The sequence below is a fragment of the Pseudomonas sp. SA195 genome, assembly GCF_054131565.1.
In genome coordinates, this window is sequence record NZ_CP096392.1 from 3,275,873 (window position 1) to 3,302,544 (window position 26,672).

Sequence of the window (26,672 nt, forward strand, 5' to 3'; positions counted from 1 at the left end):
AAAAGCCGCGCATTCTAAACCCGAACCCCGCCATCTGCAGCGGGGCCGTCAGGCCGGGCTGGCTGTCTTCGCCGTGCGACGGCTACGGGCGCCCGTCTTGCCACCCTTGCGCTTCTTCTTCCAGGGTGCGGCGCGACCGGCCGGCATGGCCGGGCCACTGATCGTCAGGCGAACGCCCTTGCACCGCTCGACCTGCTTGCTCATCCACGCCGATTGCTTGGCGACGAATTCATCCAGGCTCATCTCGCCGCTCTGGACCATGTCCAGTGCCTGTTCCCAAATAGCCGTGGTGCCCGGATCGGCGATCGCACGCGGCACCGCGTCGATCAGGCTGAAAGCCGCTGGGGTCGCGCTCAGCGCCTTGCCTTGCTTGATCAGGTAACCGCGGTCGAGCAGGCCCTGGATAATGCCGGCCCGAGTCGCTTCGGTGCCGATACCGGTCGTGTCCTTGAGCTTTTGCTTGAGCCGTGGGTCGTCCACCAGCTTGGCGACATTCTTCATGGCCTTGATCAAGTCGCCTTCGGTGTATGGCTTGGGCGGCTGGGTCCAGAGGTCCTTCAGGTGGATGTCGAAGATCGGGCACGACATGCCTTCGCGCATAACAGGCAAGCGCTGTGGCTCAGGCGCTTCGCGGCCTCGCGCCAAGGCTTCAGGCATCGCCCGCTTCCAACCCGGCTCGACGATTTGTTTGCCGACCGCACGCAGTGCCTGGCCGGCGCAGTCGAAATCCGCCTGGGTGCGGTCGAATTCGTGATTGGGTAAGAACTGTGCAAGGTAACGCGCGCGGATCAGCGCGTAGACCGCACGTGGTTTGCCCACCAGCCGCTCGAAACCACGCGCCGCCGCGGTCGGAATGATGCCGTGGTGCGCACCGACCTTGGCATCGTTCCAGGCGCGTGAACGCCGCCCGGGCTCAAGATGCGGTTGCAGGTCGGCCAGCCCCGGATCAGCCTGCGCCAATGCGCGCAGGATCGCCGGCGCCTCGCTGTGCTGGCTCACCGGCAGATAACCGCAATCACTGCGCGGGTAGGTGATCAGCTTGTGTGTCTCGTACAACGTCTGGGCGATGTCGAGCGTCTCCTGAGCGCCCAGCCCCAGGCGCTTGGAACAGATTTCCTGCAGCGTGCCCAGATCGAACGGCAGCGGTGCCGGCTCGCGCAGGCGTTCGGTCTTGAGCTTGACCAGGTGCGCCGAGCCAACCGCGCGCATGGCCTCTTCGGCGCTGCGGGCCAGGCGCGGATCGAGGCAGCGGCCCTGCTCATCACAGGCCGTCTCCGGCGCTCGCCACTGCGCGGTGAAAGGCTCGGCTTGCTCGCCGAGCAACTGCACCTCGATCGTCCAGAACGGCTGCGGGACGAAATCGGCGATGCTCCGATCCCGGTCGACCACCAGCCGCAGCGTCGGCGTCTGCACGCGCCCCACCGGCAGCACACCCTGATAGCCGGACTGCCTACCGAGCAGGGTGAACAGCCGGCTCATGTTCATGCCAATGAGCCAGTCGGCCCGCGAGCGTCCCAATGCAGACTGGTAGAGGTTGAAGGTCTCGGCGCCCGGCTTGAGCGCGCCGAGCGCCTTACGGATCGAGGCATCGTCCAGTGCCGAAAGCCAGAGGCGCTGGACCGGCCCGCGGTAGCGACAGTGCTCGACCAGCTCCCGCGCGATCATTTCGCCCTCGCGGTCGGCGTCAGTCGCGATAACCAGTTCACTGGCCTGCCCGAGCAGGCGCTTGACCGCCTTGTACTGGCTGGCGGTCTTGGCCTTGACCTCCATCTTCCAGCGCTCAGGCACGATGGGCAGATCGGTCAGCACCCAGCGCTTGTAGCGGGCGTCGTAGCTGTCAGGCGGCGCGGTTTCGAGCAGGTGCCCGATGCACCAGGTCACTGTCACGCCATCGCCGGTCCAGCACCCATCCCCACGCCGCGTGGCGCCCAGCACCTTGGCAATGTCCTTGGCCTGAGAGGGTTTTTCGCAGAGAAACAGCCGCATCGGTCTTCACTGAGTCGTTACGTGCCGTACAGCATGCGCAGCGAGGCAGCGGCAGGCAAGAAATATCTGTATGGATATACAGATATTTGACCCATGATCAGGGCCGACTGGCATGTTCGATTGATTGCCGGTCGAGCGACTCCGCCTCTGCGATACCACCGGTGCCTAGGAACGCAATAGCTTCAGAACCCGCGAAACGAGCGTCTCGATTGCAAACGGCTTCGTAAGCACTTGCATCCCCGGCCCTATAGAGCTATCCCCGAGTGCCGCGTTTTCTGCGTAGCCGGTAATAAAGAGGGTTCGCAAGTCTGGCCGGACTTCTCGTCCGGCGTCGGCCATCTGGCGGCCGTTCATCCCACCGGGCAAGCCTACATCGGTGATCAATAAGTCGATGCTCACCCCGGATCTCAGGATTTCCAACCCCGATACACTGTCGCAGGCTTCCAGAAGTGTGTAACCAAGGTCTCCTAGTGCATCCATGAGCAGCAGGCGAACCGTAGGCTCGTCGTCCACGATCAGTATGGTTCCATAGGCCGGTGTCGGGGCGCTCACCGACTTACCTGGTCCCGCAACGCTGGTGCTGGCGCTGCCGTGGTAACGCGGTAGGTAGATCCGCATCGTGGTTCCCTTTCCAACCTGAGAGTCCACGCGCACCTGGCCCCCAGACTGTTTGGCGAACCCATAGATCATCGAGAGGCCAAGACCGGTGCCCTGGCCAATTGGTTTCGTTGTGAAAAATGGATCAAAAGCCTTGGCTATGAGCTCGGGAGTCATGCCGGTGCCAATATCCGTGACGCTCACCGACAGGTATTCACCTTCAGGCAGCTCATAGGCCTTAGCCTCATCCGCATTGAGGCAGTGATTGGCCGTTTCGATGGTGATGCGTCCGCCGTCCGGCATGGCGTCGCGGGAGTTGATGCAAAGATTCAGCACTGCATTTTCCAGCTGACTTGCATCCACGAAAGCCGGCCATAGATCCGCAGCGCTTGTTGTCGTCACAACAATGCTCGGCCCGACACTACGCTGGACAAGCTCGATCATTCCATCGACCAGCACATTCACATCGATCGGCTGCGGGTCCAGGGTTTGGCGTCGAGAGAAGGCCAGGAGCCGATGCGTCAGCGCAGCGGCGCGTCTCGCGGCCCCTTGCGCCGCGTGCAGATAACGGTCGACCTCGTTTGTTCGACCCTGCGATATGCGCAGGCTGGTCAGCTCAAGCGCACCGGTTATACCGGCAAGCAGGTTATTGAAGTCATGCGCGAGCCCTCCGGTCAGTTGGCCGACCGCCTCCATTTTCTGAGACTGGCGCAGCTTTTCTTCCGCTTGGATCAGCTCTGCTGTCCGCTCGGCTACGCGCTGCTCCAGCGTATCGTTTAAAGCACGCAGCGCAGCAGTGGCCCGGTCGCGCTCAGCCTCGATGGATCGCCTGTCTTCTACATCGATCAGGACCCCGGGAAAATTTTGCGGCGTGCCGTTGTCGTCGTGGTCGACACGTCCGTTTGCTTCGATCCAGTAGTATTTACCGTTGGCGCGGCGAACCCGGTACTGATGGGCATAGGCGCCTCCGCGTGCAATAACTCCGTTGATCGCCGTAATCAGTCCGTCCCGATCCTCCGGGTGTACGGTCGCGATGATTTGCTCAAGGCTCAGGCCTGTCCGCCCCAAGGCAGGGTCAAGACCGAAGGCTCGTGCGAAGCCTTCGTCCACCGTGAAGCGATCGGTTGGCAAATCCCAGTTCCAGGTACCGATGATTGCACCGGCTGCAAGCGCAAGCTGAACCCGTTGAACGTTCTCTCGAGCAATGGATTCGCTGACTTTGAGCCTTTCTTCGGCGCTACGTCGCTGGGTGACATCGCTAAACAGAATGGCAATCTGACGGTCCGCCGGGTCGCCCACGCGAACCGCCCGGACATCGAACCATCGGCTAAAGGCTTGAGCGTAGTTTTCAAAATTTGCGGGCTCTCCAGTCCTGGCGACACGCCCATAGGTGTCGAACCAGAACTGCTCAAGATCCGGCGCGAACTCTGTTACCCATTTGCCACGCAGGTCGACGCCGGCTTGCCGTTCAAAGGCAGGGTTCACATCGACGAAGCGATAGTTGACCGGGCGATCAAGATCATCGAACTTCACCTGAACGATTGCAAAGGCCGCGTCGATCGTTTCCAGGATCGTTCGGAATCGCTCTTCGCTATCACGCAGTGCTGTCTCTGCAGCTCGCATACGGGTGAGATCGAGCATTGCCCCGATCATGCGGACAGCCCGCCCGCTAACATCCCGTATAACCTGGCCGCGATCCAACACGTCCGCATACGAACCATCGCTGCGCAGGAAACGATATTCACCGCTCCATGTCGTTCCGCTGCCATGGATGACAGCGTGGATAGAGGAATGGATACGCTCCCGATCTTCCGGGTGGATATGCGCAACCCACCATTCCCCTGAGCTGCCAACCTCACTTAGCTGGTGGCCGTAGGCGGTGCCTAACGCCTCGTTCCAGATGACGTGGTTCGAATGCAGGTCCCAGTCCCAAACCGCGTCATTGGTCGCTTTGGTAGCCAACCGGTAACGTTCATGGGCCTCGTCGGCATCCGAACCGGCTGCCTGGGCGCCTGCAGGCTCATGCAGCATCCAGAGAAAGCCTGTGTGTAGGCTGTCCTCGTCCCGCGTGGGCGAAATCTCGATCGCCGCCCACAGACGCTCGCCATCCTTACGCAGGAGATAGCGATGCCCTGCAGCGAGTCCAGTCTCCAATGCCTTTCGCATCTCAAACTCGGCCACGCGCTCGGCTCGGTCGTTTGGCGTCAGGATTCGCTCAACGCTGTGCCCCACAATCAGTTCGGCGGGCCAGCCGAAAATACGCTCAGCGTCGGCGCTCCAACAGGTGACGCTCCCTTCGCGGTCAGTCGAAACGTACGCCGGTTCGATCCCGCTCCGGCCGCCAGTTCCGCGTATAGCGGCATCAATGAATTCTGATGGGCCAATTTCCTGCTCACGCTCGGCGAGCGCAGCACGCAGATGTAGCACCTCAGCCTCAAGCGCTTGTCGAGTAAGTTTTTCCAGTGACATGACGACCTTTGAGGCTAGGGGTACCGAAACGGATGGTTTCAATCAGACCAGAAAGCGTCAGGGTTTGCACAGACCGACGCGCCCGCAGATGACCGTCAACGACAACCGGCTGCCGGGCAAGGCGGCCCCAGCGATTACGTGACTGGCGAATCCAACGGCGAGCGCAATTCTTTTCGACATTCACCGGGACGGCAGCGCCAACCTGCTCGACATCGCCCAGTCCAGCTCCAACAGCCTGTTCGAAGCCTCACAGCGCAGCACCTGGGCGATCGGCGATACCCGGCATCATCGACCAGACCGGCACCGGCAATCGCGCATTCCTGATCCCGGGCACCTATAACATCGGCACGGGCACCGACACGGCCGTGATCTCACAGAGCGGCGCCTTCAACACCGCAACGGTCACCCAGCGCTGACGGATGGGGGGCGGCGGATCGGACCGCAATACCGGGCACATTCACCTGCCCGTCGCATCCGCCCGCTGCTGATTGAGCCATACCCGGGGCGATACCCCGCATTGGGATTTGAACGCGCGCGAAAGCGCAGCCTCCCCGCTGTAACCCGCTTCATCGGCGATCAGGCGGAGGGGCTGGCCGTTCAACAACCACTTCTGAACCAACCCGATTCGCCAGCGCTGCAGATAGCTCGCCGGCGTCTCGCCCACCGCGTCACGAAACCGATTCGCGAACACGCTTCGCGACATCCCCGCCTCGGCCGCCAGCGTTTCAACGGACCAGTTCCGTTCCGGCGCCTGGTGGATCGCCGCGATCGCCCGCCGCAATTGTTGGTGAGCGAGGCCCGCGAGCAAACCGACCTGTGTGCTGCCGTTCTCCATCAATTGCCTCAACAGCTGGATCAATAGCACCTCGAACAGACGATCCAGCATGGCCTGACGCCCGCAATTGCTGGCCTCTGCCTCGGCGAACAGCAACGACAGCACCGGCACGCTATCGGGTAGCTCAGCAAGAGGAAGGCACACGCATGTGGGCAACGCCCTGGCGAGCGGGTTGGCTGCGTCGCCTTCAAAGGCGATATGGGCGCACACGAACTCGGCGCCATGTTCGGCGTCGGTCACGAACCGATGCGCATGTGGCCGGGGATAAAACAGCAATGTAGGCCCATCGAGGCAATGCACCCGCGCATTGCCATGCCACACCTCCGCCCTGCCCTGCTTCAAAAGGTGCAACTGCCCATACGGAAGGTCGCCATCCAGGGTGTTGATGCCACAGAGAGGCCCCGCCTGGAAGGTACGGGCGCTGACGGCGAAATGCCCCAGCAGGCCAGCCAATCGATCAACCATCAAATACGATCCGTTAAGAATTAAGGACAAAAAGCGAGTTTCCGTATCGTATAGCCCTAGATACTGTCTCCCGTCAACGCAACACCACCTACAACCTTGCTGAACGAGAGGAACAGACCATGAACAAATCCCCGCGCAACGCCCTTGCAGTATTCGCAACCGCAGCCCTGCCCGTCATGGCGCTGGCCGCTGACTCCTTGAACGAGGCCGCTCGCTCGGCCAGTACCGTGACCACTCAAGACGGGGTGGAGCTGTACTACAAGGACTGGGGCCCCAAGAACGGTCAGGTCGTTATGTTCAGCCACGGCTGGCCGCTCAGCTCGGACAGCTGGGAATCGCAGATGCAATTTCTGGCAGACAAAGGCTACCGCGTCATTGCGCATGACCGCCGCGGGCATGGCCGCTCCAGCCAGCCTTGGGATGGCAACGACATGGACCACTACGCGGACGACCTCGCGGCGGTGATTGACGCGCTGAACGTGAAGGATGTGACCCTGGTTGGCTTCTCCACCGGCGGTGGCGAGGTGGCCCGTTACATCGGCAGGCATGGCACTCGCCTGGTCAAGAAAGCCGCGCTGATCAGCGCCGTTCCACCGATCATGCTGAAGACAGACAGCAACCCGAACGGGCTGCCCCTGTCAGTCTTCGACGGGCTGCGCAAGGCTTCCAACGAGGACCGCTCCCAGCTGTATCTGGACATCGCCTCTGGGCCGTTCTTCGGCTACAACCGCCCCGGCGCCGAACCCTCGCAAGGCCGGATCCAGTCGTTCTGGCGGCAGGGCATGATGGCCGGCGCGAAGAACACCTACGATTCCATCGCCGCCTTCTCCGCGACGGACTTCAGGCCGGACCTCGCGAAGTTCGACGTTCCTACCCTGGTGGTCCACGGCGACGATGACCAGATCGTACCGATCGAAACCTCCGGCAAGGCCTCGGCGGCGCTCATCAAAGACGCCAAGCTCATCATCTACAAGGGCGCCCCACATGGCCTGGCGGACACCCATAAGGACCAACTGAATCAGGACCTGCTGAAGTTCCTGCGCGACGAGTAAACGAGCGGCAGCACTCAGGGATGCCAAGCGCGAGCTTCGGCATCCCTGAGCTGTTTACGACGCTGAGCAATCAAGGCTTGGGCAGGTAGCCCGGCAGACGCTCGATGCGGGCCATCCAGCGCGCGACGTTTGCATACGGCGCAAGATCGACATCGCCTTCCGGCGCCAGCACGACGTAGGGGTAGACCGCGCAGTCGGCGATAGTCGGCCGGCTGATCGCCAGCCAGTCGTGGCGCTGTAGATGCTCATCCAGCAGCTCGAGCACAGCCGGCGCTTTCGCCAGCGCCGCCTCCTGGTCAAGCGGATAGCCAAACTTCTGCACCAGCCGCGCGGCACAAAGGCTGTGCTGGACCTCATTAGCGGCAAAGGACAGCCACTGCACGATGTCGGCTTGCCCACGGCCGTGGTCCGGCCACCAGGCCAGGCCGCCATAGGTCGCGGCAAGGTAGACCAGAATGGCCTGTGAATCGCGGATCACGTAGCCGTCATCCTCGAGGACGGGCACTTGCTCCAGCGGGTTGAGTTCCGACAGTGGCGGTTTTTTGTGCGCGCCGCTGGCGAAATCCACAGGCACCAGATCGAGCCCAATATCCGCCAGCGAGGCGAACATCCGTACTTTGTAGCAGTTGCCGGATGCTTCCACGTCATAGAGTTTCATGGTGTACCTCTCAAACGAGTTGATTGAATTCAAGGACGTTGCCATCCGGGTCGCGGATGAACAGCGCAACGCGCCTCGGGCCAATGGCATGCGGCCCCTCGGTGATGACGATGTCTCGCTCGCCCAGCCAGTGCTGAAGCGCATCGAGGTCATCGACGATGAACGCAGGGTGGGTCATGCCGGGCCGCTTTATCGGCGCATCCAGCAGTGGGTTGTGCGCGTCGGGTGACCGGGCGCCGTTGAAGATCAAATTGATGCGTACGCCATCCGCGCTGAGCATTTCGTTGGCTTCGAACAGCGGAAAGCTCGCGCTTTCGACGAAGCCCAGCGCCTGATAAAAGGCCATCACGCGGTTTCGATCGCTGACCCGGATGCCGATGTGGTCGTAGGCGAGGATCCGGGCGGGGCTGGATGATTGGGTCATGTGCGACACTCCAGTGACTATAGGGCCCTGACAGTGTCAGCCGGTGGGGGCGTTTCACCTATGCCGCCGACCTGACAACATCTATGCAGCAATCGCACAAATCCGCAGGTGGCAATGGACAAGCTCAAGGCAATGGCCAACTTCGTACGCATCGTCGATAACGGCAGCCTGAGTTCGGCCGCCGATGCCAGTGGGCAATCTGTGGCGTCGGTGGTGCGCTCGCTCGCCGCGCTCGAACGCCAGCTGGGTATACGCCTGCTGAACCGCAGCACCCGGCGCATGGCCCTTACCGACGAGGGCGCCGAGTATCTGGCCTGGAGCCGGCGGATATTGGCCGAGTTCGCCGACATGGAGCAGCGGCTGGAGACGAGCGACGGCGCCGTGCGCGGCCTGCTGCGCCTCACTGCCCCGGTGGAGTTCGGCCAACGTTACATCGCGCCGCTGGTCAACGCCTTCCTCATGGAGCATCCGCAGATGCGGGTCGAGTTGAGCCTGAACGATGTGATCGTGCCGCTGCTTGACGAAGGGCTAGACCTCGCCCTGCGCATTGGCCGCCTGCCCGATTCGGCCATGGTGGCGCGCCAGATTGGCACCACCCGGCTGGTCACATGCGCCAGTCCCGCCTACCTGAACGCCGCCCCGGCCATCGACACCCCGGCTGAACTGAGACAGCACCCCTGCATCGCCTTCGCTGCCCAGGGGCGCCATTGGTACTACCGTCTCGACGGCAAGGACCATCCCGAGGAAATCACCCCACGCCTGACGACTAACCAGATCCGCACCGCCAGCCTCGCCTGCGTTCAAGGCCTGGGCATCACGCGGCTGATGCACTACCAGGTCGCCGACGAACTGGCCGACGGCAGCCTGGTGAGAGTGCTGAAGGACTACGAACCGGACGACCTGCCCATCCAGCTGGTCTACCCGCACGCCTTACAACTGTCGCCGCGGGTGCGAGCCTTCGTCGAATGGCTGTGCCCACGGCTGGAAAAGGGGGTGCCGAGGCCGGGTTGAGGGAGAAAAATCGCATGCGGCCACGGCCATCGACCAATCCGCAACCAGCCTCGCTAGCCTCTCGACAGCAATAGCCAAGGCGAGGCCCGCTCTGGCGCTCGTCGCGCTGTCATGAGCGAATCGCCAGGTCCAGGCAGGTCATCGAAACTGCCGGTACAGAATGGGGACCATGCGCACCGCATCGTTGGCGTAGCGCTTTGCCAGCCGCCGCGGCTCGGTACACATCCGGTGCAGCCATTCGAGTGACATCCGTTGCATCCATCTCGGCGCCCGCTTGACCTTGCCGGAGAGGAAGTCAATCGATGCTCCGACACACAGTCCAACCCCTCGTGCTCGCCCATCTTCCTGGATCAAATGCCCCAGGATTTCCTGCCGCGGGCAGCCGACGGCAAGCACCACCAGCTCGGCGGGGTGGTCGATGACGAAGTCCAGGCACGCCTGAACCTCCTGCGGGTGGTCGAAGAACCCCATCGGGGGGTTGTGATGCAAGAACGTCACGTTCGGGTATCGCCGACGCATCGTTCGCATTTCCGTGGCGTCACTGCCAATCACCGTCACGCGCCACGCCCTCGCCTCGGCAATGTCCATCAATTCTCCGGTCAGGTTGCTGCCGGGGATTACCTCCGGCACCGGGGTACGCAGCAATGCCATCAAGCGTTTCAACACTTGGCTGTCGCAAATCCGGTGGCTCGCCGCGGCATAGGCGCGGCGCAGTTCAGTGTCGTCTTCGAGCCGGACCACATGGTTCACGTTCGGCGTGACGATATAGCTGAACGCACGCCCGCTCGCCGTGATGACATGGTCGATGAGCTCGGCATTCGACCCGTCGTAGAAATCGATATCGAACCCTCTGATCGTGCTTTGCCTGCTGCTACAGGAGGGTCGCTGGTTTCCATGAGGCTCCGTGCGTCCCGGGGACTTCTGCAAAAGCTCTCTCCTCGTTCGGCGCGTGGCACTGCACGCGGGGTACGTTAAAGCTCAGCTCAGCGATTCATTGCCGTAGCTGTGACTGCTCTTAAAACTGAACCCGGCCGAACGCAGAGGTTCGGGCGAGGTGCCGAGGCGCCTGACCAGCAGCAGGCCTTTTCGGCGGAACTGCGCGGGTCAGTCGTTGAGCGTGGGGAGGAAGGAAAGGGCTGAATTGCTATGAGTGGGCGTAACGGCCCAGGTACTGCGTTTGCCTAAACAAGCGATCCGCGGCGTGCCGAACCCTACTGATAGGAATAGGCAATGACTAGAGCCGATATGGCATAGCGCAACAAACCTCCCCTTCCTAGCATGGCTGCACCCTATCTCTCAGGAGCCCGCCCCATGAGTGCAGTCAAAACCCTGTTTATCACCGGCGTCAGCAGCGGCTTCGGTCAGGCCCTGGCCAAGGAGGCGCTCGCTCAGGGCCACCGAGTCATCGGCACTGTTCGCAGTGAATCGGCCCGCGCGGCCTTCGAGGCACTGTGCCCGGAGCGGGCCCATGCCGTGGTGCTGGACGTGACCCACTTCGATGCGGTCGATGCCGTCGCCACCACGGTGGAGGCCCAGCATGGCCCAGTGGATGTGCTGGTCAATAATGCCGGCTATGGTCACGAAGGCGTGTTCGAAGAGTCATCGCTTGAAGCGATGCGCCAGCAATTCGACGTGAACGTGTTTGGCGCGGTAGCGGTTACCAAAGCTTTCGTGCCCTATTTTCGCCAGCGGCGGTCGGGGCATATCCTCAATATCACCTCCATGGGCGGCTACATCACCATGCCGGGTATCGCCTATTACTGCGGCAGTAAATTCGCGCTGGAAGGTATTTCCGACACCCTGAGCCAGGAGCTGGCGCCGTTCAATATCTTCGTCACCGCCATAGCGCCAGGCTCGTTTCGTACGGATTGGGCGGGGCGCTCGATGCAGCGCACGCCGCGAAGCATCAGCGATTACGATGCGAGCTTCAACCCGGTGCGCAAAGCCCGCGAGGAGAAGAGCGGCCACCAATTGGGCGACCCACAGAAAGCCGCGCGCGCCATGTTGGCGATTATCGCCAGCCCCAGCCCGCCGACCCACCTGCTGCTAGGCAGTGATGCACTGGCGCTGGTGCGTGACAAGCTACGGCGCTCGGCCGAGAGTATTGAGCAATGGCAGGCGCTCAGCTGTTCCATCGATGGTTGAGCATTGAAGGGAAAAAACAGGGCAGCCGATGGCCGAGAACCAAGACCCGATTACCGTTGAAATGGTGCAGCTGATGAGCCGGCTGGCGCCGCTCGAGGGCTACAACCTGAGCCCGCTGGATGATGTGCGTTTTTTACGCTCCAACCGCCCATTGACACGCACACCGGTGCTTTACGAGCCCGGAATCGTCATCCTCTGCCAGGGGCAGAAACGCGGCTATCTAGGGGATGAGGTTTACGTTTACGACGCCCAGCATTATCTGGTCGTATCGGTACCGGTGCCCTTCACCATGGAGACGGACGCCAGCGAAGCGGAGCCAATGCTGGCGGTCTACCTGCGGCTGGACTTCACCCTGGCCGCCGAGCTGATCCAGCAAGTGGATGAGGTGCGTGGCTTCACCATGGCCGAACCGATGGGCATGTACGCCTCGCCCATGGATGAGCCACTGCGCCAGTCGACCCTACGTTTCCTGCAGGTGATGGCTGATAGCACTGATGCGCAGATTCTCGGCCAGGCCATGCTGCGCGAACTGTATTACCGCATTCTCACCGGCGACCAGGGCGGCACCCTGCGCGCGGCCATCGCCCAGCAGGGCCAATTCGGCAAAGTGACGCGCGCCATTCACAAGATCCACTGCTGCTATCAGGAGCGTTTGAACGTCGAAACCCTGGCCCAAGAAGCGCAGATGAGCGTGCCCAACTTTCACCTTCACTTTCGCAAAGTGACCGACTCCTCGCCCATTCAATACCTCAAATCCACACGGCTGCACCAAGCGCGGCTATTGATGCTGCGTAACGACATCACGGCAGCCAAGGCTGCATTTCTGGTCGGTTATGAAAGCGCCTCGCAATTCAGCCGCGACTTCAAGCGCCTCTTTGGCCGCACTCCCCTCGCCGAGGTTACGTGGATGAAAGCAGCATACGAGTTGCCCGCTCCACGGACACAGTCGCCTTTTGTGTCATCACACTGATGAGCGCTGGATTGGCTTAACCCGGGTCATCAGTGAAGTAATCCAAGCGCCCGACCTCGATACGAGTGTCTGCCTTTGGCCGCAGCAGCCTTCGGCAGCTGTCTCCAGTCAGCCCAAACCGCCTGACCGATTGCTGGTTCCGGTCCAGGCGGCCAATCGAAGGATCCGTGTTCCTAGGCCGAGTCCTAACGTCTGCTCGAAAAACCCAGTTGCGCAGACAAAGCGGAAAGGCCCGCCCAGCTCCGGGTTCTACCGTGGGACTTAGGCCCTCGGGCCGGAATTCCTGAGCGGTTGCGTAATCAGACATACCAATGAGGCACTCACTCAGGATGCAGCCCAAGGGGTTCGGAAGGCATCGACAGAACGCATTCGCTCCGAACGGCTTCGCAAACCCTTGCCATCGGGTTCGAGGGTTTTGTCGCCTGCGGGCCTCTGTATCAGCCTCGGCGATAGCGGAACGCTGCGGTCACGGCCGCTGACAGCGGCGGGCTTCCGCCAAAGCACAGTCGTTCTGGCCTTCGATTTCATGCAACTCGGCGGAGTAACTTATGGCAGAGGAAACACATGCCCTCAGTGACGTTCTCGATCAACTTGAGAGCTCGATCCACGGCGAGAGCATAGCGGTATCAGAAGTGATCGAGCGGCTCGGGCAACACTCCTTTGCTTCGCTGATGCTTGTGTTTTCGCTCATCTCCACCTCCCCGGCGAGCGCCATACCGGGCATCACAGCGGTCGTCGCTACGGTCGTCTTCATCCTTGTCGTGCAGATGATTGCCGGGCGCAACTGCCTCTGGTTGCCGGGCTTCATCACCCGCAGGCGGATGTCCAGCCAGAAGCTCTGCAAAGGCATCGGCTGGTTGCGCAAGCCGGTGCATTTCGTCGAACGATTTCTGAAAGCGCGGCTGACCTTCCTCAGTCAGCGCCCATGGCTCTGGTTGCCGTTGATCCTGGTGCTGTGTCTGACGCTGTTCATGCCGTTCATGGAAATTATTCCGACGTCGGGCTCCATCGCCTCGGCCGTGATCGCGCTGTTTGCCGCCGGCCTGCTGACGCGGGACGGAGCGCTGATCCTTGCATCGCTTGTGTTGTTGTCCGCTGTCCCGGTGGCCGTTTGGTACTTCGGTTTCGCCGGTTAGATCGGTTGATTCATGTCTAAGGTTATCGCGGCTGCGGTCGCACGCTGCGGAACGCTGAACGCTGAACGCTGGCATTAGCGCCATGACAGCTGACCGGGAGTTTGCCCCGCATGTATTTGCGCCGCGCTTTTGCTGATAGCCATGACCGTCAGCTATCGGCCAGGAGCAGCCTGTCGAATTCGGCTGAAACGCCCTAAGCGGCCGGTCATGGCGGCAGATCTCGACCAATATTTCGGTCTGTCGCCCTGGCCACGGTCGGACGCCGCTACTGTGAAGGTCTCTCTAGCATTGCCCGACTGCGCCCGCGGCACGCGGCGAGTAACTCCTCGCTGAGCTCCACGTCGTCCAACGCACGTGCCAGTGTCACTCCGCCGACCATCATCACAGCCAGCTGCAGCGCCTGTTCTCTGCTTCCGGCGCTCACCGGCAATGCGGCTTGCAGGCGCTCGACAAAGCCGCTGAAAGTGCGCGTGTAGCTTTGCCGAACGGGGTCTTTCTGCAGCGCCACGTCGATGGCCATGAACGCCAGAGGGCAGCGCGGGTTGCCTCCTTGCGCGTGGTCGTTCTGTAGATAGCCGTCCACCAGCCTGCTCAGGCCTTGTTCGCCCAAGGTGTCGAAGTGCGCGGCGCCTACTCGGGCAGCGTGGGCGATGGCTTGGCCGTAGAGTTCCGCCTTGCTGCGGAAGTGGTGGTAGAACGCCCCGCGCGTCAGACCGGCGTCTTCCATTATTTCGTCGATCCCTACCGCATCGAAGCCGCGCAGCGAGAACAGCCGGGCTGCGCTGTCGAGAATGCGTTCCTTGGTCTGATCGCAACGGTTTTCTGGCCAAGCCATCGAGAGTCCTCCGAATTATGTTCTTGAACATACAGTGCGACTTGGCAGCATGCACGCCTCTCTCCGAAGAAGGAAGCTTTACGATGGCTCTACATATCTATGGCCCCGCTTTCAGCACGCTGGTACGCAGCGTGCGCCTGTATTGCCTGGAAAAAGGAATAACGGCCGGCAGCGGGATGAGCGTCGACGGCCTGCCTGTGCCCCTGCGCAGCGCCGAGCACTTCGCCTTGCATCCTTTCGGCCAGGTGCCGGTACTCCTGCATGACGGGAACAGAGTTTTCGAAACCCTGGCGATCTGCGGCTATCTCGACCGAACATTTCCCGACAGCTCGTTGAAGCCGGAAGATGCCGCTAGCCAAACCCTGGTCGATCAGTGGGCCAGCGCACTGATCACCACGGTGGATACCTGTCTCATTCGCCGCTACCTGCTACAAGTCTTCGGCCCGCGCGTTGCCAAACCGCTCGCCGGCCCCGCGCTGGCTGAAGCAGAGCAGGCCGTCGACCGGACCCTAGCTATGCTAGATGGCGAACTCGGCAAACGGGACTTCTTCTGTGGCCCCCGCTATAGCCTGGCTGACGCCTTGCTGACCCCGATGCTTGACTACCTGACGCGCATGCCAAGGCGGGAATGGTTGGCCGGGCGACCAGGGCTCGCGGCCTATCTTCAGCGCATGCGTCAGCGGTCGTCGGGGCACAAGGTACTGGTTGCGCCCGACTTCAGCGAGTTGCAGCCGGTAGGCTAGAGAGTTATATCGTCGCAAGCGCCGCCGCCGACAACCTGCCGTCGCTGTCGGCGGCCTCGCGCTATAGCCAGTACTTCAGATAGCTGGCGCGGCTGCGCGCGTTGTTCACAGATATATCTTCTGCTGACCGGCCGCTCTTGGCCGGTTGCGGCCAGTGCTCTCGTGATCACCTCTTTGGGTTAGCGATGAAAGCGCCCGGGGGGCGAGACGGCCAGGGTCGGCTCGATGCGCAGCACGCCAGCGCAGTCATACAGACCTCAGCTAGTCCTTTGCAAATCATGTCCTTCCAGCTCTCGCTCGATTCGACTCCACTCCCCACGAAGTCGAAAACGCAGGTAGGCGACAAGAACTTTGTGGCGCATGCGGTGGAATCTGTAAGTCCGACGAGCCTGCTGGTTGCTGTCAATGGTATCGGCAAGACGGGTGCTGTCGAATGCCGTCCATATCGGTGGTATAGGTGCCTGCATGTTCGAGTAGCAGACGGGTGCCACCTCCTCGAAGAAGGCTTCCTTTACCGCAGCACGGTCGTATCCTGCCACCTCCCGTGCTATTGCCGGATAATCGATCTCGTTGTCGATGAAGACGTCCGAAAGCGCCGACCATAAACGAACTTTGTCGTCGTGTGTCAAAACACTTCCCACTTGGAGAGCTCCTCGAGTTCGTCATCTAGGGCATCGGCCGCCAGGCTGCCTGCAACTCCGCCAGCTGCACTGCCTGCAAGTACCAAGGCAATAGCACAGAAAGGAGCGCCAGGGCCGCAGACGAGCGAGACGCCAAGGCCTGCGAGAAACCCGCCAGCAGCGCCGGCGCCGATAATCATGCCTTGGCGTGCAGTCTCCTTTACCTTGTTATCAGCATTGAGGATCTCGTATGTTGCAAATGCCGCAGTGACCATGATGCCTACCTTGCCCATGATGCGCAGGCGATCCGAGCCCTTTGTAAACTTGGCGTTGTCCCGGCCAGAGGATTCAAGGACTTCATAGTGGATCTGCCGCTTTTGCTCGATCGTGAGCGCCTCGTAGGGCTTACCAAACTTGCGGGTGGCGTACTTTTCGAATAGTTCAGGCAGGGTTGGTGGAGTTTGCTTGTGCTGCTGTGCTTTGGCGAGCCCGGTAGCCGAAGTCAGCTTGCGGTGCTCCGCCATGATTTTGTTGCGCATCTCGTGGCAGAACTCGACCCCTGCCTGGCTGCTTATCTTGCCTGCTGCCACATCCGACCGTACCTGAGCGGATATCCGCTTGATGTTTGCGGCGTAGCTGGCGCGTGTCTGCGCGTCCCTAATGGCATCAAGTGAGAATCTTGTCGCCACGCCTTCCATGCTGGCGAGGGCCTCGTCGAGTGGCGAGCCAGGCAGGGTGTGAGCGCTCTGAGTCTGGTATTGGCCAAGTACCTCAATGCTTTCCGTCATACCTGGCTACTCTCAAAGATGATAGCGAGCAGCTTGTCCGTTACGGCGGGCTGCTCGCCAGCCTCTGGTACGGGGATCTCAACGCGGGTGCAGATTGACCCCGAGAGATTGCTAAAGGCTACTCGGTTGTCGCTGCCGATGACGCCATCAAGGCTAGATCCGTCATCAAAGTGGGCGATGCACTTCCAGCCGGCGTAGCACTCAGTTGCCGGAATCTGAAAGCTGATCCATTTGTCGGTCGCCAGAGGTGGCGGGGCGGTGAAGGGCGACGTGATAACCGTATCACCAATCAGCACATCACCCGATCCGCCGATGATTACTCCGCCATGGCTCAGCGTGCTGTCTAGCATCGCCGCATTCTTGCCGTTGATAAATACGGTGGAAGAGACAGCACCGGATATGGCCTGGCCACAGCCAGCAGCATCTCCAAGGCGCGCAGCGGGGAGGTTATTGAACAGCACATCCGGGGAGCCGGACGTGATGGCCGGCGTGCCATGTCCGGGGACCGGGCAGGAGGTTGGGTCGCTCAGGCGAGCTGCGGGTTTGCCTGACATGAGAGTCCTTCTCGTGGTTTCGTCCAGAAATGGATCCGTTGGATCACGGCAGGCCACTGTAGCGGACGGATTAGAGCGTTGCGGTGATCTTCATCGCGCATTGCATTTATGGTCAGCCCCAACGAGATCCAATTCGCCATGGAGTTGGAAGTCGGAATCTTCCTTCGTTTCGTAAATGCTCAATGACCGCTTCTGGCCGAAAGCTGCCCGTTTACATCTCCCACGCAAACACAACATCAAGCGCGACCGCCCTTCCCTACCAAGGCAACCCCTCGCCGCTGTACGCATAGAAGCCACCACTCGCCTCCGGCCCCAAGCCATCGATAACCCGCAGGAGGTTCTGCGCCGCGTCTGTGGCTGGGCGGCCGATTTCGGCGCCGCGGAAAGGGTGGGAGAGGCGTGAGTTGACGGTGCCGGGATGGAGGGCGAGGAGGACGGCGTTGGGTTGGGTGCGGCGCACTTCGATGGCGGCGGTTTTGATCAGCATGTTCAACGCGGCTTTGGAGGCGCGGTAGCTGTACCAGCCGCCAAGGCGGTTGTCGCCAATGCTGCCGACTTTGGCCGAGAGCATGGCGAGCACGCCGCGCTGGCGGTCGAGCAGCGGGCAAAAGTGGCGTAGCACCAGCGCCGGGCCGAAGGTGTTGACCTGGAAGGTCGCGAGCAATTGCTCCTGGTTGAGGTCGGCGAGGCGCTTTTCCGGCATGAAGTCAGCGCCATGGAGCACGCCGGCGGCGTGGACGATCAGGTGGAACGGCCCCTGCCCGGCCACCGCGCTCGCGGCCCGCTCGATGCTGGCCGGATCGGTGAGATCCAGCCTGGGCGAGGTGGTACGGCCGAGCGCAATCACCTCAGCGCAGCGCGCATCGCCCTGCAACTGCGCGACCAGAGCAGCACCGATTCCACCAGAGGCGCCGATCACCAGGGCGCGAAAGCCGTTGGGTAAGGAATCCATCCGCATTCATCGTCTCCAGTCAGGTCCGGGCCCAGCGCGTGATGTGCTCGGCAAGCAGGTCGGCGATGGGCAAGCAGGCACCCAGTCGATAGAGATTCCAGTAATGCCCTTCGAGGGTGCGGTTGACGAGCAGCGTACCGGACGCCGGTTGCAGGCTGCCCAGCGCGGACATCATCAGCGGAAAGAGTTCGGACAGCCGCTGGTGCAGCGCAGCGCCGCGAAAATCCCATTGCGCACCCGGTTGCAGCAGTGGGTGAAGCAACAGATGAATACGGCGGTACAGGCCGTGCGGCGGCTGGCTGCCCGGTTGCCGCCCGCCGAGTGCCTGAAAGCCGGCCTCCAGCGCCTCGCTCGATGGGCCGCGCAATGCTTCGAATATCTGCACGTAGCCGGCCAGCAGGCGAGGTTCCAGGCGCACCACGCTGCCGAAGTCATAGACCACCAGCTCACCGGCGTCGGTCCAGGCGAGGTTGCCGGGATGTGGGTCGGCATGCAGCCGTTGCAGCCCGAACGCCTGCTCGGCCAACCAGTTGCAGAGGGTTTCGGCCAGCCGCTGGCGAGTCTCCGGCAGCGCCCGTTCCACGTCGGCCATCGAGCGGCCTGGTACATCCTCCAGCACCAGCACACCCGGGCGGCACAGTTCAGCGGCTGCGAAAGGGAGACGAAGATTGGGCCAATCGGCGAAGTGATCGCGAAAGGCATCGAGATGGGCGCGCTCGGCGTCGTAGTGGAGTTCCTCGTCAATGGCGCGTTTGAGCTCGGTGTACACCGCCTCCAGGCGTGACGCGGGTGTGCCGAACAGGCGCCCCAGTGGCATCAGCCGTCGTAGCTGGCGCAAGTCGGCGTCGCAAATTGCGCGAATGCCGGGGTACTGGATCTTCATAATCAGCGCCCGCCCCTGCCGGTCGCGTGCCCGGTGCACCTGCCCTAGCGACGCGGCAGCAGCGGGTTGCGGCTCGATGTGCTCGAAAAGCGCGTCGAGCTGGCCCGCATAGAGCCCTTGCAGGTGGGGCTTGAGAGAGTCGTAAGGGAGCGATGGCACCTGATTCTGCAAGCGCGCCAGCGCGGCACTAACGGGTGGCGGCAACAGGTCCTGCCATTGCGAAGCCTGCTGGCCGAGCTTGAGGACGGGACCCTTCATCTGCCCGAGGGTGTCACCGAGCAAGGTGCCGACCGGCTCCCAGTCGATGCGCGCCTTGCCAGGGGTGATGCGCTGAAAAGCAAGGTTGCCGGCGATCCGCGCGCCAGTGCCGCCCAGCCGCAGCAGGCGGCCAAGGGAGGAAGCCGATGGACGTGAGGCCATGGAGGTCACCGCGACAGGCAAAGGCTGATCATGGGCCAGCTTGCCAGGGGATCCAAGGGGCAATGGTTGCAACCTGTTGCGTGCCGGCGCCCCCAGGCCAGGCCACATGCGGGCCGCAGCCGTGCCGCCCTTGATCGGCATGCAGGCGCGGCGAACTCATGGCCAGGCGAGCCGTCGAACACCAGCCAGTGGCCTACACGGCTCGCCCGTTTCGACAGAAGGACCTTCCATGCCCCTCGCGCACCCGATTCGCTCCTGTTCTGCCGCTTTGCTCGGCGCCCTGCTGTTCGCTTCCACGACCGCACTGGCCGGTTACGACCTGGCCGAGCGTGACGCCCGCAACAAGCGCCTCACCGCGCAGCGCGTCGAAGCCGGCAGCGACCGCGCGCCCGCGCTGAGCGCGACCTACAACCATGTCATCACGTTTGGCCAGTCACTGGCCTCTGCAGCCGAGGGCTGGCCGGCCCTGAGCACCACGCCGCGCTACGACAACCTGATGCTGGGCGATGCCACCCGCTCGGCCACCTATAGCGGGGACCGCTTCGTGCCCGTCGGCGGCGCCACGTTCAAGCCGCTCCGGGCGGTGGTGCAACGCAAGAGCGACCCTAAGGTTTTGCTGACCGAAGAAGAGGTGGCCGCGCTCGACAAACACGCCCAGGACGAAGGCGAATCGGTCGAGGTCGGCGCGCTGAATCTGGCGCGCCGGCTTTATCTCGAAGGCAAGGGCATCGATTCCGATCCGGAACATGTGCTTGTCGCCAGCAACGCAGCGACGTCGGGGCGCTCCATCGCGCAACTGTCGAAGACGGGCGGTACACACGAATATCGCCGGGTGCTGCAGGCCGTCGACCAGGCTCGGCAGGTCGCCGAGGCCCAAGGCGGGCGTTATGCGCTCAGCGCGTTCTTCTGGCTGCAGGGCGAATACGACTATGCCGAGGTGCAAGGCGGTATCAACGACAAGGCTACCTACAAGAAGATGGCGCGCCAGCTTCGGGCGGACCTGAACGAAGACACCGCCAAAGCCATCGGCCAGCCACGTATGCCGGCATTCATCAGCTACCAAACCGACGCCAAGACATCGGTCGTCAATGGCAGCCTCGATATTGGCATGGCGCAGTGGGAGTTGGCGCAAGAGGAACCGGGCTGGTATCTCGCCGGGCCGGTCTACCCCTATGTCGACAAGGGCACTCATCTCTCTGCCAACGGTTACCGGTGGGTCGGCCAGATGCTCGGTAAGGTCTATCACCAGGTGGTGGTGGAACGCCGCGGCTGGGTGCCGCTGTCGCCCATCGGTGCGACAGTCGAAGGCCGTGAAGTGTTCATCGATTTCCATGTGCCGCATCCGCCCCTGGCGTTCGAGGAACCCTACATCGCGCACCAGCAACGGATGATCGAGAACTACGGCTTCGTGCTGACCGACAAGCAGGGCAAGGTGCCGGTGGAATCGATCAAGGCGGTGGCGGACACGGTGGTCCGGCTGGTTGTGGCGCGCGACTTGGACGGTGCACCGACGATTCGCTACGCCAGCCACGAAACCGGCGGCGCCGGCGAGCTGCGCGACAGCGATCCGACCCTGGCGGACGCCCACTACGAGTACCGGCCCGATCAGGGCATGCCCGCCGAAGCGAACATCGAGGCGCTGGTCGGCAAGCCCTATCCGCTGCACAACTGGAGCATCGCCTTCGAGATCGAAGCGCGTGATGGGCACGACAAGGCCCGCTAGCCTCCCCTGCTCCCGGATAACGCAAGGGCCGGTTCAATCCGCTCTCAAACGGTGCAGAGCAGGCCTCATTCCGAAGCGTTTCACGGCTGCGGCAATTATCCGCAGTCTGCCGGAAGACCGCGCCCGCTGCGGCTTAGCAGTGAGAAGCGACATTTTGTGTACGAGACGAGGCCAATTCTGACGCGCTTATTGCATACGGTTTGAAGCCAACCGACTTCAAGGATGCACTGCATGCTCAAGCACACCCTCGTCGCCAGCGCCCTGCTGGCATTGCTGTCTCAATCCGCACTGGCCGCAGACAAGGTTCGCTGGCTCAACGACTGGTTGCCGGCAGGCGACAAAGCCGCCATCTACCTGGGTGTCGAGCAGGGGTTGTTCGCCGCCGAAGGGATCGAGGTCGAGATTGCCAGCGCCCGTGGCGGCAGTGATGTGGTCACCAAACTGGCAACGGCCAGCGCGGACTTCGGCTCCGCCGGGCTGGCCTCGGTGCTGCAGGCCAAGGCCCAAGGCGACGTGCCGGTCGTGGCCGTCGCGCCGATCTACAACAAACAGCCGGACGCCTTCTTCACCACCGAAGGCGCAGGCATCGAAAGCTTCAGCGATATCGTCGGCAAGACGGTCGCGACCCCCACCTTCTCCGCATCCAATGTCGTCTGGCCGCTGCTGCTAGAACGCAACGGCATCGCGGCGGACAGCGTCAAGCTGCTCAAGCTCGACCCCGGGGCACTCGCGCCCATGCTTGCCACCGGCAAAGTGGATGCCACCATCAATTGGATCCCCGTCGCGCCGGGCTTCGAGCGCGCGCTGGGGGAAGCGGACAAGCAGCTGAAGATCCTGCCCTGGTCCGAATACGGGTTCGAGGGCTATGGCCTCTCGCTGGTCGCCTCGCAGCGCTTCCTGCAGAGCAACCCGGACCTGGCCAAGCGTTTCGTCAAGGCCTACCTGCAGGCCAACGCCAATGCCATCGCCGACCCAGCTGCTGCGGCAGCTGCGCTGAAGAAAATGGTGCCGGACGTTGATCAGCAGCAGGCCGAGGAACAGTTCGCCGCTTCCGTACCCTTGATGAAGAACGAGATCCGTGACGCCGAAGGCCAGGGCTTCGACGCCAAGCGCCTGGCAACCACTTGGGACTGGGTCGCCCGCGCCCAGGGGCTCGCGCTGGATAGCCTTGATCCGGCTACGGCCATCGATGCGCGCTTTGCCGAGTGAGCCCGATGAACGCCGCCCTGCAAGCCAGCCACCCGAGCATCGTTTTCGATGGCGTCACCCAGGTCTTCACCTCCTCCGACGGCAGCGAGGTGACGGCGCTGGACAGCGCCAGCTTCGGCATCGGCCGGCATGAGTTCATCGCCGTCATCGGCCCGTCCGGCTGTGGCAAGTCGACCTTGCTGCGGGTGCTGGCCGGGCTGGTCAAACCGACCCACGGCGAGGTGAGCATCTACGGTAAGCCGGTCACCGGTCCGCGCGATGAAATCGGCATCGTGTTCCAGAAGCCGACCCTACTGCCCTGGTTGAACATTCGCGACAACCTGACCTTCCCCATGCGTCACAAGTACGGCCGCGTGACGGCGCAGGAAATCCTGCGCGCCGAAGAGCTGCTGGAAACCGTCGGGCTCCAGGAGTTCGGCGGTAAACGCCCGGACGAGCTGTCCGGCGGCATGCAGCAACGCGCTGCCATTGCCCGTGCGCTGCTACATGACCCGGAAATCCTGCTGATGGACGAGCCCTTCTCGGCGCTCGACGCCCTGACCCGCGACGAGCTGAGCCTCGAGCTGTTGCGCATCTGGACCCAGCGCCCGAAGACGGTGCTGTTCATCACCCACTCAATTCCCGAGGCGCTGCTGCTAGCCGACCGCATCCTGGTGATGTCGGCGCGCCCCGGCCGCGTGCAGGAAATCATCGACGTCGACCTGCCGCGCCCGCGGTCCCTCGAAACCCTGACGGAGCCCCGCTTCAATGAGCTCGCCCACCATATCCGCCGGCAAGTCTTCTCGCGTCATGCTGGTGTCTGACTTCAAATACGCCGAACGCCTGGCGCCCTGGCTGGCATTTCTCGTCCTGCTGCTGGGCTGGGAAACGGCTTGCCGGCTGTTCGCAGTGCCAAGCTTCGTACTGCCCTCGCCCAGCGCCATCCTCGCGGCGACCGCCAAGGTCGGCTTCGCCGGCTGGGCCGATCATGTGCTCGCCACGCTGCGCGTCACGCTGATGGGCTACGCGCTGTCGATCCTGATCGGTATTCCGCTGGCCGTCGCACTGGCGTCGTCGAGGCTGCTGTCGCGCACGCTCTATCCGCTGTTGGTGATCGTGCAGTCGACGCCAATCGTCGCGGTTGCGCCCATCATCGTCGTGGTGATGGGCGCGGGTGACCTGCCGCGCGTGTTCATTACCTTTCTGATCGCCTTCTTCCCGATCGTGGTGTCGTGTGTTACCGGGCTACTGGCAACGCCCGAAGAACTGGTGGAACTGTCGCGCTCGCTTGGCGCTTCGCGCTCACGCGAGTACCGCAACATCCGCCTGCCCTATGCGATCCCACACCTGTTCTCCGCGCTGCGCATCTCGATCACCCTGGCAGTAATCGGCGCGGTGGTGGCGGAGTTCGTCGCGGCGGAAAAAGGCCTCGGTTATTTCATCAATTTCTCTACCTCAATGTTCCAGGTACCACAGGCCTTCGCGGCCCTGATGATGCTGGTGGTGATCAGCCTGATGCTGTTTCACCTGATTGGGCTGCTACAGAAGCTGCTGTTTCCCTGGAGCTTGCCGAAGGGCCAGCAGCAATGATCGGCGCCTTGTAGGCGTGCGCCAGCAGCGGTGTGGCTGCGGATCGCCAGCAAGCTGGCTCCTACAGACAGCAGCCGGACGCTGCACCGCTTTTCGCAGGAACGGGCTTGCTCGCGATCCGACCTTCGCCAGCAAGCTGGCTTTTACAACAGGGCCGGCACGCTGCATCGCTTTTCGTAGGAGCCAGCTTGCTGGCGATCCACACAGACGATTCACCAACGAGATTCGCCGATGAACGATCAGGACTTTACCCTTCTGCGCCAGAGCTTCGAGGTGGCGCGCCGGGCACTTGAAAGCGGCACCCATCCGTTTGGCGCCATTCTCGTGGGGCCGGATGGAGACGTGCTGATGGAACAGGGCAATGCCTACATGCCGGACCACGACATGACCGGCCATGCCGAGCGGGTGCTGATGACCCGCGCCTCGACGCGCTACGCGCCTGACTTCCTTGCCCGCTGCACCATGTACACGTCGGCGGAACCCTGCGCGATGTGCGCCGGGGCCGCCTATTGGGTGGGGCTGGGGCGCGTGGTGTACGGCCTGTCCGAGCATCGCCTCAAGCAACTGACCGGCGACCACCCGGAGAACCCGACGCTCGACCTACCCTGCCGCGTCGTATTCGGCAGCGGGCAACGCGCCGTCGAGGTTGTCGGCCCGCTGCTCGAGGACGAAGCCGCAGCCCTGCATGAGGGGATCTGGTAGCGCCAGAATCAGGCAAACACGCGGCAGAATCCGCCTAACGCGCCACTCCCGGGCTTTCCTAGCATGTCTTCCACGGCAAATGATGCCGCAACGACTGAGACGGGAGGAATCACGCATGAGCCATATCCAAGGCAAAGTCATCGTCATCACCGGTGCCAGCAGCGGCATCGGCGAAGCCACGGCCCGCCTGCTCGCCAGCCGGGGCGCGAAAGTGGTACTCGGCGCACGCCGGCTGGACCGCCTCGAAGCCCTGGCGGCCGAACTCAATGCTGCTGGCGGCGAGGCCATCGCGCAGGCCCTCGACGTCACCCGGCGTGAGGACATGCAGGCATTCATCGACGCCGCCGAGCAGCGCTTCGGCCGCGTAGACGTGATCATCAACAACGCCGGCGTCATGCCGCTCTCCAAGCTCGAGGCGCTTAAGGTCGAGGAATGGGACCGCATGATCGACGTGAACATCCGCGGTGTGCTGCATGGCATTGCTGCTGGCCTGCCGCTCATGCAGCGTCAGCGCTCGGGGCAGTTCATCAACATCGCGTCCATCGGCGCTTATGCAGTGAGCCCGACAGCGGCCGTGTACTGCGCGACCAAGTACGCGGTGCGGGCTATCAGCGAGGGGCTGCGCCAGGAAGTGGGCGGTGACATCCGCGTCACGCTGATCGCACCCGGCGTGACCGAATCCGAACTGGCCGACAGCATTTCCGACGAAGGTGCCCGCGCGGCGATGCGGGAATTCCGCAAGGGAGCCATCCCCGCCGAGGCCATTGCCCGCGCCATCGCTTATGCCGTCGACCAACCCGCGGACGTGGACGTCAGCGAACTGATCGTTCGCCCGACCGCCAGCCCCTACTGAGGCCGCCGACGTGAAAGCCCTGCTCGGCGCCCCGCTGGCAGCTGCTTTTAGGGCCGCCTAGGCATCAAGGCCCCCTGATCAGGCGATGTTACGCAGGCGGGCCATGTCCTTGACCGGGGACGCGCCGAAAAGTCGGCTGTATTCACGGCTGAACTGTGACGGGCTTTCGTAGCCGACCCGATAACCCGCAGCGGCGACGTCCAGCCCTTCGGTCATCAGCAGGCGCCGGGCTTCCTGCAGGCGCAGTTGCTTCTGGTACTGCAACGGGCTCATGGCCGTCAGCGCCTTGAAGCGGTGGTGCAGGCTGGAACTGCTCAGGTTGACCCGCCGCGCCAGTTCGTCGATGCGCAGCGGTTCGATGTAGTTATGGTTGAGCCACTCGATGGCGTCGTTGACCCGGTGTGACTGGCTCCCCTGCAGCACTACCGCTTGCAGCCGTCCGCTCTGCGGCCCGCGCAGCAACCGGTAGAAGATCTCGCGCAGGGCGAGCGGCGCGAGCACTGGGATGTCATTCGGGGCATGCAGCAGGCGGACCAGCCGCAGTGTGGCGTCGAGCAACGGGCTGTCGATGCGGTCCAGGTAAAGCCCTCGCTCGGTCACTTCAACTGGCGTCGGGGCCGGGTCGATTTCGGTGACCAGCGCGGCAATCAGCGACGGGTCGATGTCCAGGCGGATGCACAGGTAGGGTTCGTCCGCCGAGGCGCGAATCACGCAGCCGGCCACCGGCAAGGTTACCGAGACCACCAGGTAGTGCAGCGGATCGTAGCGATAGTGTTCGTCGGCCAGCCAGACATCTTTGCCGCCTTGCACGATGATGCACAACGCCGGCTTGTGCAGGCCGTACACGGTTTCGCTGGGGTTGGCGCAGCGGATCAGGTGCAAGGGTTCGATGGCCGTTGCGTGCATGCCATCCTCGTGGACCAGCGCCTCGATCAACCGCGCCAGCTCGGCGCGCTGCGCGACCAGATCATCGCCGAGCGGAGTGATGAAAGAATTCATGAAGCCAGCCTCCCGAAACACGAGGCTGGAAGGTTAGCAGCTTGGCCAGGTTGTGATAGGCCCGCCCATTGGCG

General features: G+C 62.7%; 25 protein-coding genes. 12 read left to right on the forward strand and 13 right to left on the reverse strand.

Annotation, left to right across the window (positions count from 1 at the left end):
• Positions 1–48: 48 nt before the first annotated feature.
• From M1D78_RS15240 to M1D78_RS15250, 3 genes are all read right to left on the reverse strand, one after another.
• Complete coding sequence (locus M1D78_RS15240) at positions 49–1,986, reverse strand: DNA topoisomerase III (RefSeq protein WP_437420835.1); 1,938 nt, start codon at positions 1,984–1,986, stop codon at positions 49–51.
• A 165-nt stretch (positions 1,987–2,151) separates the two neighbouring features.
• On the reverse strand, positions 2,152–5,052 hold the full coding sequence (locus M1D78_RS15245; RefSeq protein ID WP_437420836.1) for a PAS domain-containing hybrid sensor histidine kinase/response regulator: 2,901 nt from the start codon (positions 5,050–5,052) through the stop codon (positions 2,152–2,154).
• Positions 5,053–5,509: 457 nt separating this feature from the next.
• Positions 5,510–6,352 (reverse strand): cupin domain-containing protein, encoded by an 843-nt coding sequence (locus M1D78_RS15250; RefSeq protein WP_437420837.1) that lies wholly within the window; start codon positions 6,350–6,352, stop codon positions 5,510–5,512.
• Between the two features lie 119 nt (positions 6,353–6,471).
• On the opposite strand from M1D78_RS15250, the gene M1D78_RS15255 reads away from it, so the two are divergent.
• Positions 6,472–7,404, forward strand: a complete 933-nt coding sequence (locus M1D78_RS15255; RefSeq protein WP_437420838.1) for an alpha/beta fold hydrolase — start codon at positions 6,472–6,474, stop codon at positions 7,402–7,404.
• 70 nt (positions 7,405–7,474) lie between these two features.
• On the opposite strand, the gene M1D78_RS15260 is transcribed toward M1D78_RS15255, so the two are convergent.
• Both M1D78_RS15260 and M1D78_RS15265 read right to left on the reverse strand, forming a co-directional pair.
• Complete coding sequence (locus M1D78_RS15260) at positions 7,475–8,062, reverse strand: glutathione S-transferase family protein (protein ID WP_437420839.1); 588 nt, start codon at positions 8,060–8,062, stop codon at positions 7,475–7,477.
• Between the two features lie 10 nt (positions 8,063–8,072).
• The gene (locus M1D78_RS15265; RefSeq protein ID WP_437420840.1) at positions 8,073–8,486 is read right to left on the reverse strand and encodes a VOC family protein; all 414 of its coding nucleotides are present in this window, start codon (positions 8,484–8,486) and stop codon (positions 8,073–8,075) included.
• A gap of 114 nt (positions 8,487–8,600) precedes the next feature.
• Between M1D78_RS15265 and M1D78_RS15270 the strand changes: the two genes are divergently transcribed.
• A complete protein-coding gene (locus tag M1D78_RS15270) occupies positions 8,601–9,497 on the forward strand; it encodes a LysR family transcriptional regulator (RefSeq protein WP_437420841.1) in 897 nt (298 codons plus the stop codon).
• Positions 9,498–9,635: 138 nt separating this feature from the next.
• Here M1D78_RS15270 and M1D78_RS15275 read toward each other — a convergent pair whose 3' ends face one another.
• Positions 9,636–10,424 (reverse strand): WecB/TagA/CpsF family glycosyltransferase, encoded by a 789-nt coding sequence (locus M1D78_RS15275; protein ID WP_437420842.1) that lies wholly within the window; start codon positions 10,422–10,424, stop codon positions 9,636–9,638.
• 384 nt (positions 10,425–10,808) lie between these two features.
• Here M1D78_RS15275 and M1D78_RS15280 point away from each other — a divergent pair, with 384 nt between their 5' ends.
• From M1D78_RS15280 to M1D78_RS15290, 3 genes are all read left to right on the forward strand, one after another.
• Positions 10,809–11,642 carry an oxidoreductase gene (locus M1D78_RS15280; protein ID WP_437420843.1) on the forward strand — a complete coding sequence of 278 codons (834 nt, stop codon included), beginning with the start codon at positions 10,809–10,811 and terminating at the stop codon, positions 11,640–11,642.
• A 28-nt stretch (positions 11,643–11,670) separates the two neighbouring features.
• A complete protein-coding gene (locus tag M1D78_RS15285; protein WP_437420844.1) occupies positions 11,671–12,612 on the forward strand; it encodes an AraC family transcriptional regulator in 942 nt (313 codons plus the stop codon).
• 548 nt (positions 12,613–13,160) lie between these two features.
• A complete protein-coding gene (locus tag M1D78_RS15290; protein ID WP_437420845.1) occupies positions 13,161–13,748 on the forward strand; it encodes an exopolysaccharide biosynthesis protein in 588 nt (195 codons plus the stop codon).
• Positions 13,749–14,013: 265 nt separating this feature from the next.
• Here the strand turns inward: M1D78_RS15290 and M1D78_RS15295 are convergent, their stop codons facing one another.
• Positions 14,014–14,583, reverse strand: coding sequence for a TetR/AcrR family transcriptional regulator (locus tag M1D78_RS15295; protein WP_437420846.1), 570 nt, complete (start codon positions 14,581–14,583; stop codon positions 14,014–14,016).
• An 83-nt stretch (positions 14,584–14,666) separates the two neighbouring features.
• Between M1D78_RS15295 and M1D78_RS15300 the strand changes: the two genes are divergently transcribed.
• Positions 14,667–15,326: a glutathione S-transferase family protein gene (locus M1D78_RS15300; protein ID WP_437420847.1), complete on the forward strand. Its 660-nt coding sequence runs from the start codon at positions 14,667–14,669 to the stop codon at positions 15,324–15,326.
• Between the two features lie 257 nt (positions 15,327–15,583).
• Here the strand turns inward: M1D78_RS15300 and M1D78_RS15305 are convergent, their stop codons facing one another.
• The 5 genes from M1D78_RS15305 to M1D78_RS15325 all read right to left on the reverse strand — a co-directional run bounded on the left by M1D78_RS15305 (position 15,584) and on the right by M1D78_RS15325 (position 19,543).
• Entirely contained in the window at positions 15,584–15,967 is a 384-nt protein-coding gene (locus tag M1D78_RS15305; RefSeq protein WP_437420848.1) for a DUF7079 family protein, read from the reverse strand.
• Positions 15,952–16,734, reverse strand: coding sequence for a hypothetical protein (locus M1D78_RS15310; protein WP_437420849.1), 783 nt, complete (start codon positions 16,732–16,734; stop codon positions 15,952–15,954). The genes M1D78_RS15305 and M1D78_RS15310 overlap by 16 nt, the downstream gene beginning before the upstream one ends.
• The gene (locus tag M1D78_RS15315; protein ID WP_437420850.1) at positions 16,731–17,288 is read right to left on the reverse strand and encodes a PAAR domain-containing protein; all 558 of its coding nucleotides are present in this window, start codon (positions 17,286–17,288) and stop codon (positions 16,731–16,733) included. Before M1D78_RS15315 ends, M1D78_RS15310 begins: the two co-directional genes overlap by 4 nt.
• A 256-nt stretch (positions 17,289–17,544) precedes the next feature.
• Positions 17,545–18,246 (reverse strand): SDR family NAD(P)-dependent oxidoreductase, encoded by a 702-nt coding sequence (locus tag M1D78_RS15320; protein ID WP_437420851.1) that lies wholly within the window; start codon positions 18,244–18,246, stop codon positions 17,545–17,547.
• A gap of 13 nt (positions 18,247–18,259) precedes the next feature.
• Positions 18,260–19,543 (reverse strand): ABC1 kinase family protein, encoded by a 1,284-nt coding sequence (locus M1D78_RS15325; RefSeq protein WP_437420852.1) that lies wholly within the window; start codon positions 19,541–19,543, stop codon positions 18,260–18,262.
• Between the two features lie 229 nt (positions 19,544–19,772).
• Between M1D78_RS15325 and M1D78_RS15330 the strand changes: the two genes are divergently transcribed.
• The 6 genes from M1D78_RS15330 to M1D78_RS15355 all read left to right on the forward strand — a co-directional run bounded on the left by M1D78_RS15330 (position 19,773) and on the right by M1D78_RS15355 (position 25,599).
• Positions 19,773–21,266 (forward strand): phosphate ABC transporter substrate-binding protein, encoded by a 1,494-nt coding sequence (locus M1D78_RS15330; protein WP_437420853.1) that lies wholly within the window; start codon positions 19,773–19,775, stop codon positions 21,264–21,266.
• 231 nt (positions 21,267–21,497) lie between these two features.
• Positions 21,498–22,475 (forward strand): ABC transporter substrate-binding protein, encoded by a 978-nt coding sequence (locus tag M1D78_RS15335; protein WP_437420854.1) that lies wholly within the window; start codon positions 21,498–21,500, stop codon positions 22,473–22,475.
• A gap of 5 nt (positions 22,476–22,480) precedes the next feature.
• Positions 22,481–23,278, forward strand: coding sequence for an ABC transporter ATP-binding protein (locus tag M1D78_RS15340; RefSeq protein ID WP_437420855.1), 798 nt, complete (start codon positions 22,481–22,483; stop codon positions 23,276–23,278).
• Positions 23,265–24,044: an ABC transporter permease gene (locus M1D78_RS15345; protein ID WP_437421329.1), complete on the forward strand. Its 780-nt coding sequence runs from the start codon at positions 23,265–23,267 to the stop codon at positions 24,042–24,044. The genes M1D78_RS15340 and M1D78_RS15345 overlap by 14 nt, the downstream gene beginning before the upstream one ends.
• 231 nt (positions 24,045–24,275) lie before the next feature.
• A complete protein-coding gene (locus M1D78_RS15350) occupies positions 24,276–24,746 on the forward strand; it encodes a nucleoside deaminase (protein ID WP_437420856.1) in 471 nt (156 codons plus the stop codon).
• Between the two features lie 115 nt (positions 24,747–24,861).
• Positions 24,862–25,599 (forward strand): SDR family oxidoreductase, encoded by a 738-nt coding sequence (locus M1D78_RS15355; RefSeq protein ID WP_437420857.1) that lies wholly within the window; start codon positions 24,862–24,864, stop codon positions 25,597–25,599.
• 78 nt (positions 25,600–25,677) lie between these two features.
• Here M1D78_RS15355 and M1D78_RS15360 read toward each other — a convergent pair whose 3' ends face one another.
• A complete protein-coding gene (locus M1D78_RS15360) occupies positions 25,678–26,598 on the reverse strand; it encodes an AraC family transcriptional regulator (RefSeq protein WP_437420858.1) in 921 nt (306 codons plus the stop codon).
• Positions 26,599–26,672: the final 74 nt, after the last annotated feature.

Bases quoted from the DNA above. Each gene is read 5' to 3' on its own strand.
- M1D78_RS15260 (WP_437420839.1), bottom strand. From the start codon at position 8,062: ATGAAACTCTATGACGTGGAAGCATCCGGCAACTGCTACAAAGTACGG.
- M1D78_RS15255 (WP_437420838.1), top strand. From the start codon at position 6,472: ATGAACAAATCCCCGCGCAACGCCCTTGCAGTATTCGCAACCGCAGCC.
- M1D78_RS15340 (WP_437420855.1), top strand. From the start codon at position 22,481: ATGAACGCCGCCCTGCAAGCCAGCCACCCGAGCATCGTTTTCGATGGC.
- M1D78_RS15345 (WP_437421329.1), top strand. From the start codon at position 23,265: ATGCTGGTGTCTGACTTCAAATACGCCGAACGCCTGGCGCCCTGGCTG.
- M1D78_RS15330 (WP_437420853.1), top strand. From the start codon at position 19,773: ATGCCCCTCGCGCACCCGATTCGCTCCTGTTCTGCCGCTTTGCTCGGC.
- M1D78_RS15360 (WP_437420858.1), bottom strand. From the start codon at position 26,598: ATGAATTCTTTCATCACTCCGCTCGGCGATGATCTGGTCGCGCAGCGC.
- M1D78_RS15350 (WP_437420856.1), top strand. From the start codon at position 24,276: ATGAACGATCAGGACTTTACCCTTCTGCGCCAGAGCTTCGAGGTGGCG.
- M1D78_RS15325 (WP_437420852.1), bottom strand. From the start codon at position 19,543: ATGGCCTCACGTCCATCGGCTTCCTCCCTTGGCCGCCTGCTGCGGCTG.
- M1D78_RS15335 (WP_437420854.1), top strand. From the start codon at position 21,498: ATGCTCAAGCACACCCTCGTCGCCAGCGCCCTGCTGGCATTGCTGTCT.
- M1D78_RS15300 (WP_437420847.1), top strand. From the start codon at position 14,667: ATGGCTCTACATATCTATGGCCCCGCTTTCAGCACGCTGGTACGCAGC.
- M1D78_RS15290 (WP_437420845.1), top strand. From the start codon at position 13,161: ATGGCAGAGGAAACACATGCCCTCAGTGACGTTCTCGATCAACTTGAG.
- M1D78_RS15270 (WP_437420841.1), top strand. From the start codon at position 8,601: ATGGACAAGCTCAAGGCAATGGCCAACTTCGTACGCATCGTCGATAAC.
- M1D78_RS15320 (WP_437420851.1), bottom strand. From the start codon at position 18,246: ATGCGGATGGATTCCTTACCCAACGGCTTTCGCGCCCTGGTGATCGGC.
- M1D78_RS15265 (WP_437420840.1), bottom strand. From the start codon at position 8,486: ATGACCCAATCATCCAGCCCCGCCCGGATCCTCGCCTACGACCACATC.
- M1D78_RS15250 (WP_437420837.1), bottom strand. From the start codon at position 6,352: ATGGTTGATCGATTGGCTGGCCTGCTGGGGCATTTCGCCGTCAGCGCC.
- M1D78_RS15245 (WP_437420836.1), bottom strand. From the start codon at position 5,052: ATGTCACTGGAAAAACTTACTCGACAAGCGCTTGAGGCTGAGGTGCTA.
- M1D78_RS15315 (WP_437420850.1), bottom strand. From the start codon at position 17,288: ATGTCAGGCAAACCCGCAGCTCGCCTGAGCGACCCAACCTCCTGCCCG.
- M1D78_RS15240 (WP_437420835.1), bottom strand. From the start codon at position 1,986: ATGCGGCTGTTTCTCTGCGAAAAACCCTCTCAGGCCAAGGACATTGCC.
- M1D78_RS15285 (WP_437420844.1), top strand. From the start codon at position 11,671: ATGGCCGAGAACCAAGACCCGATTACCGTTGAAATGGTGCAGCTGATG.
- M1D78_RS15310 (WP_437420849.1), bottom strand. From the start codon at position 16,734: ATGACGGAAAGCATTGAGGTACTTGGCCAATACCAGACTCAGAGCGCT.
- M1D78_RS15280 (WP_437420843.1), top strand. From the start codon at position 10,809: ATGAGTGCAGTCAAAACCCTGTTTATCACCGGCGTCAGCAGCGGCTTC.
- M1D78_RS15355 (WP_437420857.1), top strand. From the start codon at position 24,862: ATGAGCCATATCCAAGGCAAAGTCATCGTCATCACCGGTGCCAGCAGC.
- M1D78_RS15295 (WP_437420846.1), bottom strand. From the start codon at position 14,583: ATGGCTTGGCCAGAAAACCGTTGCGATCAGACCAAGGAACGCATTCTC.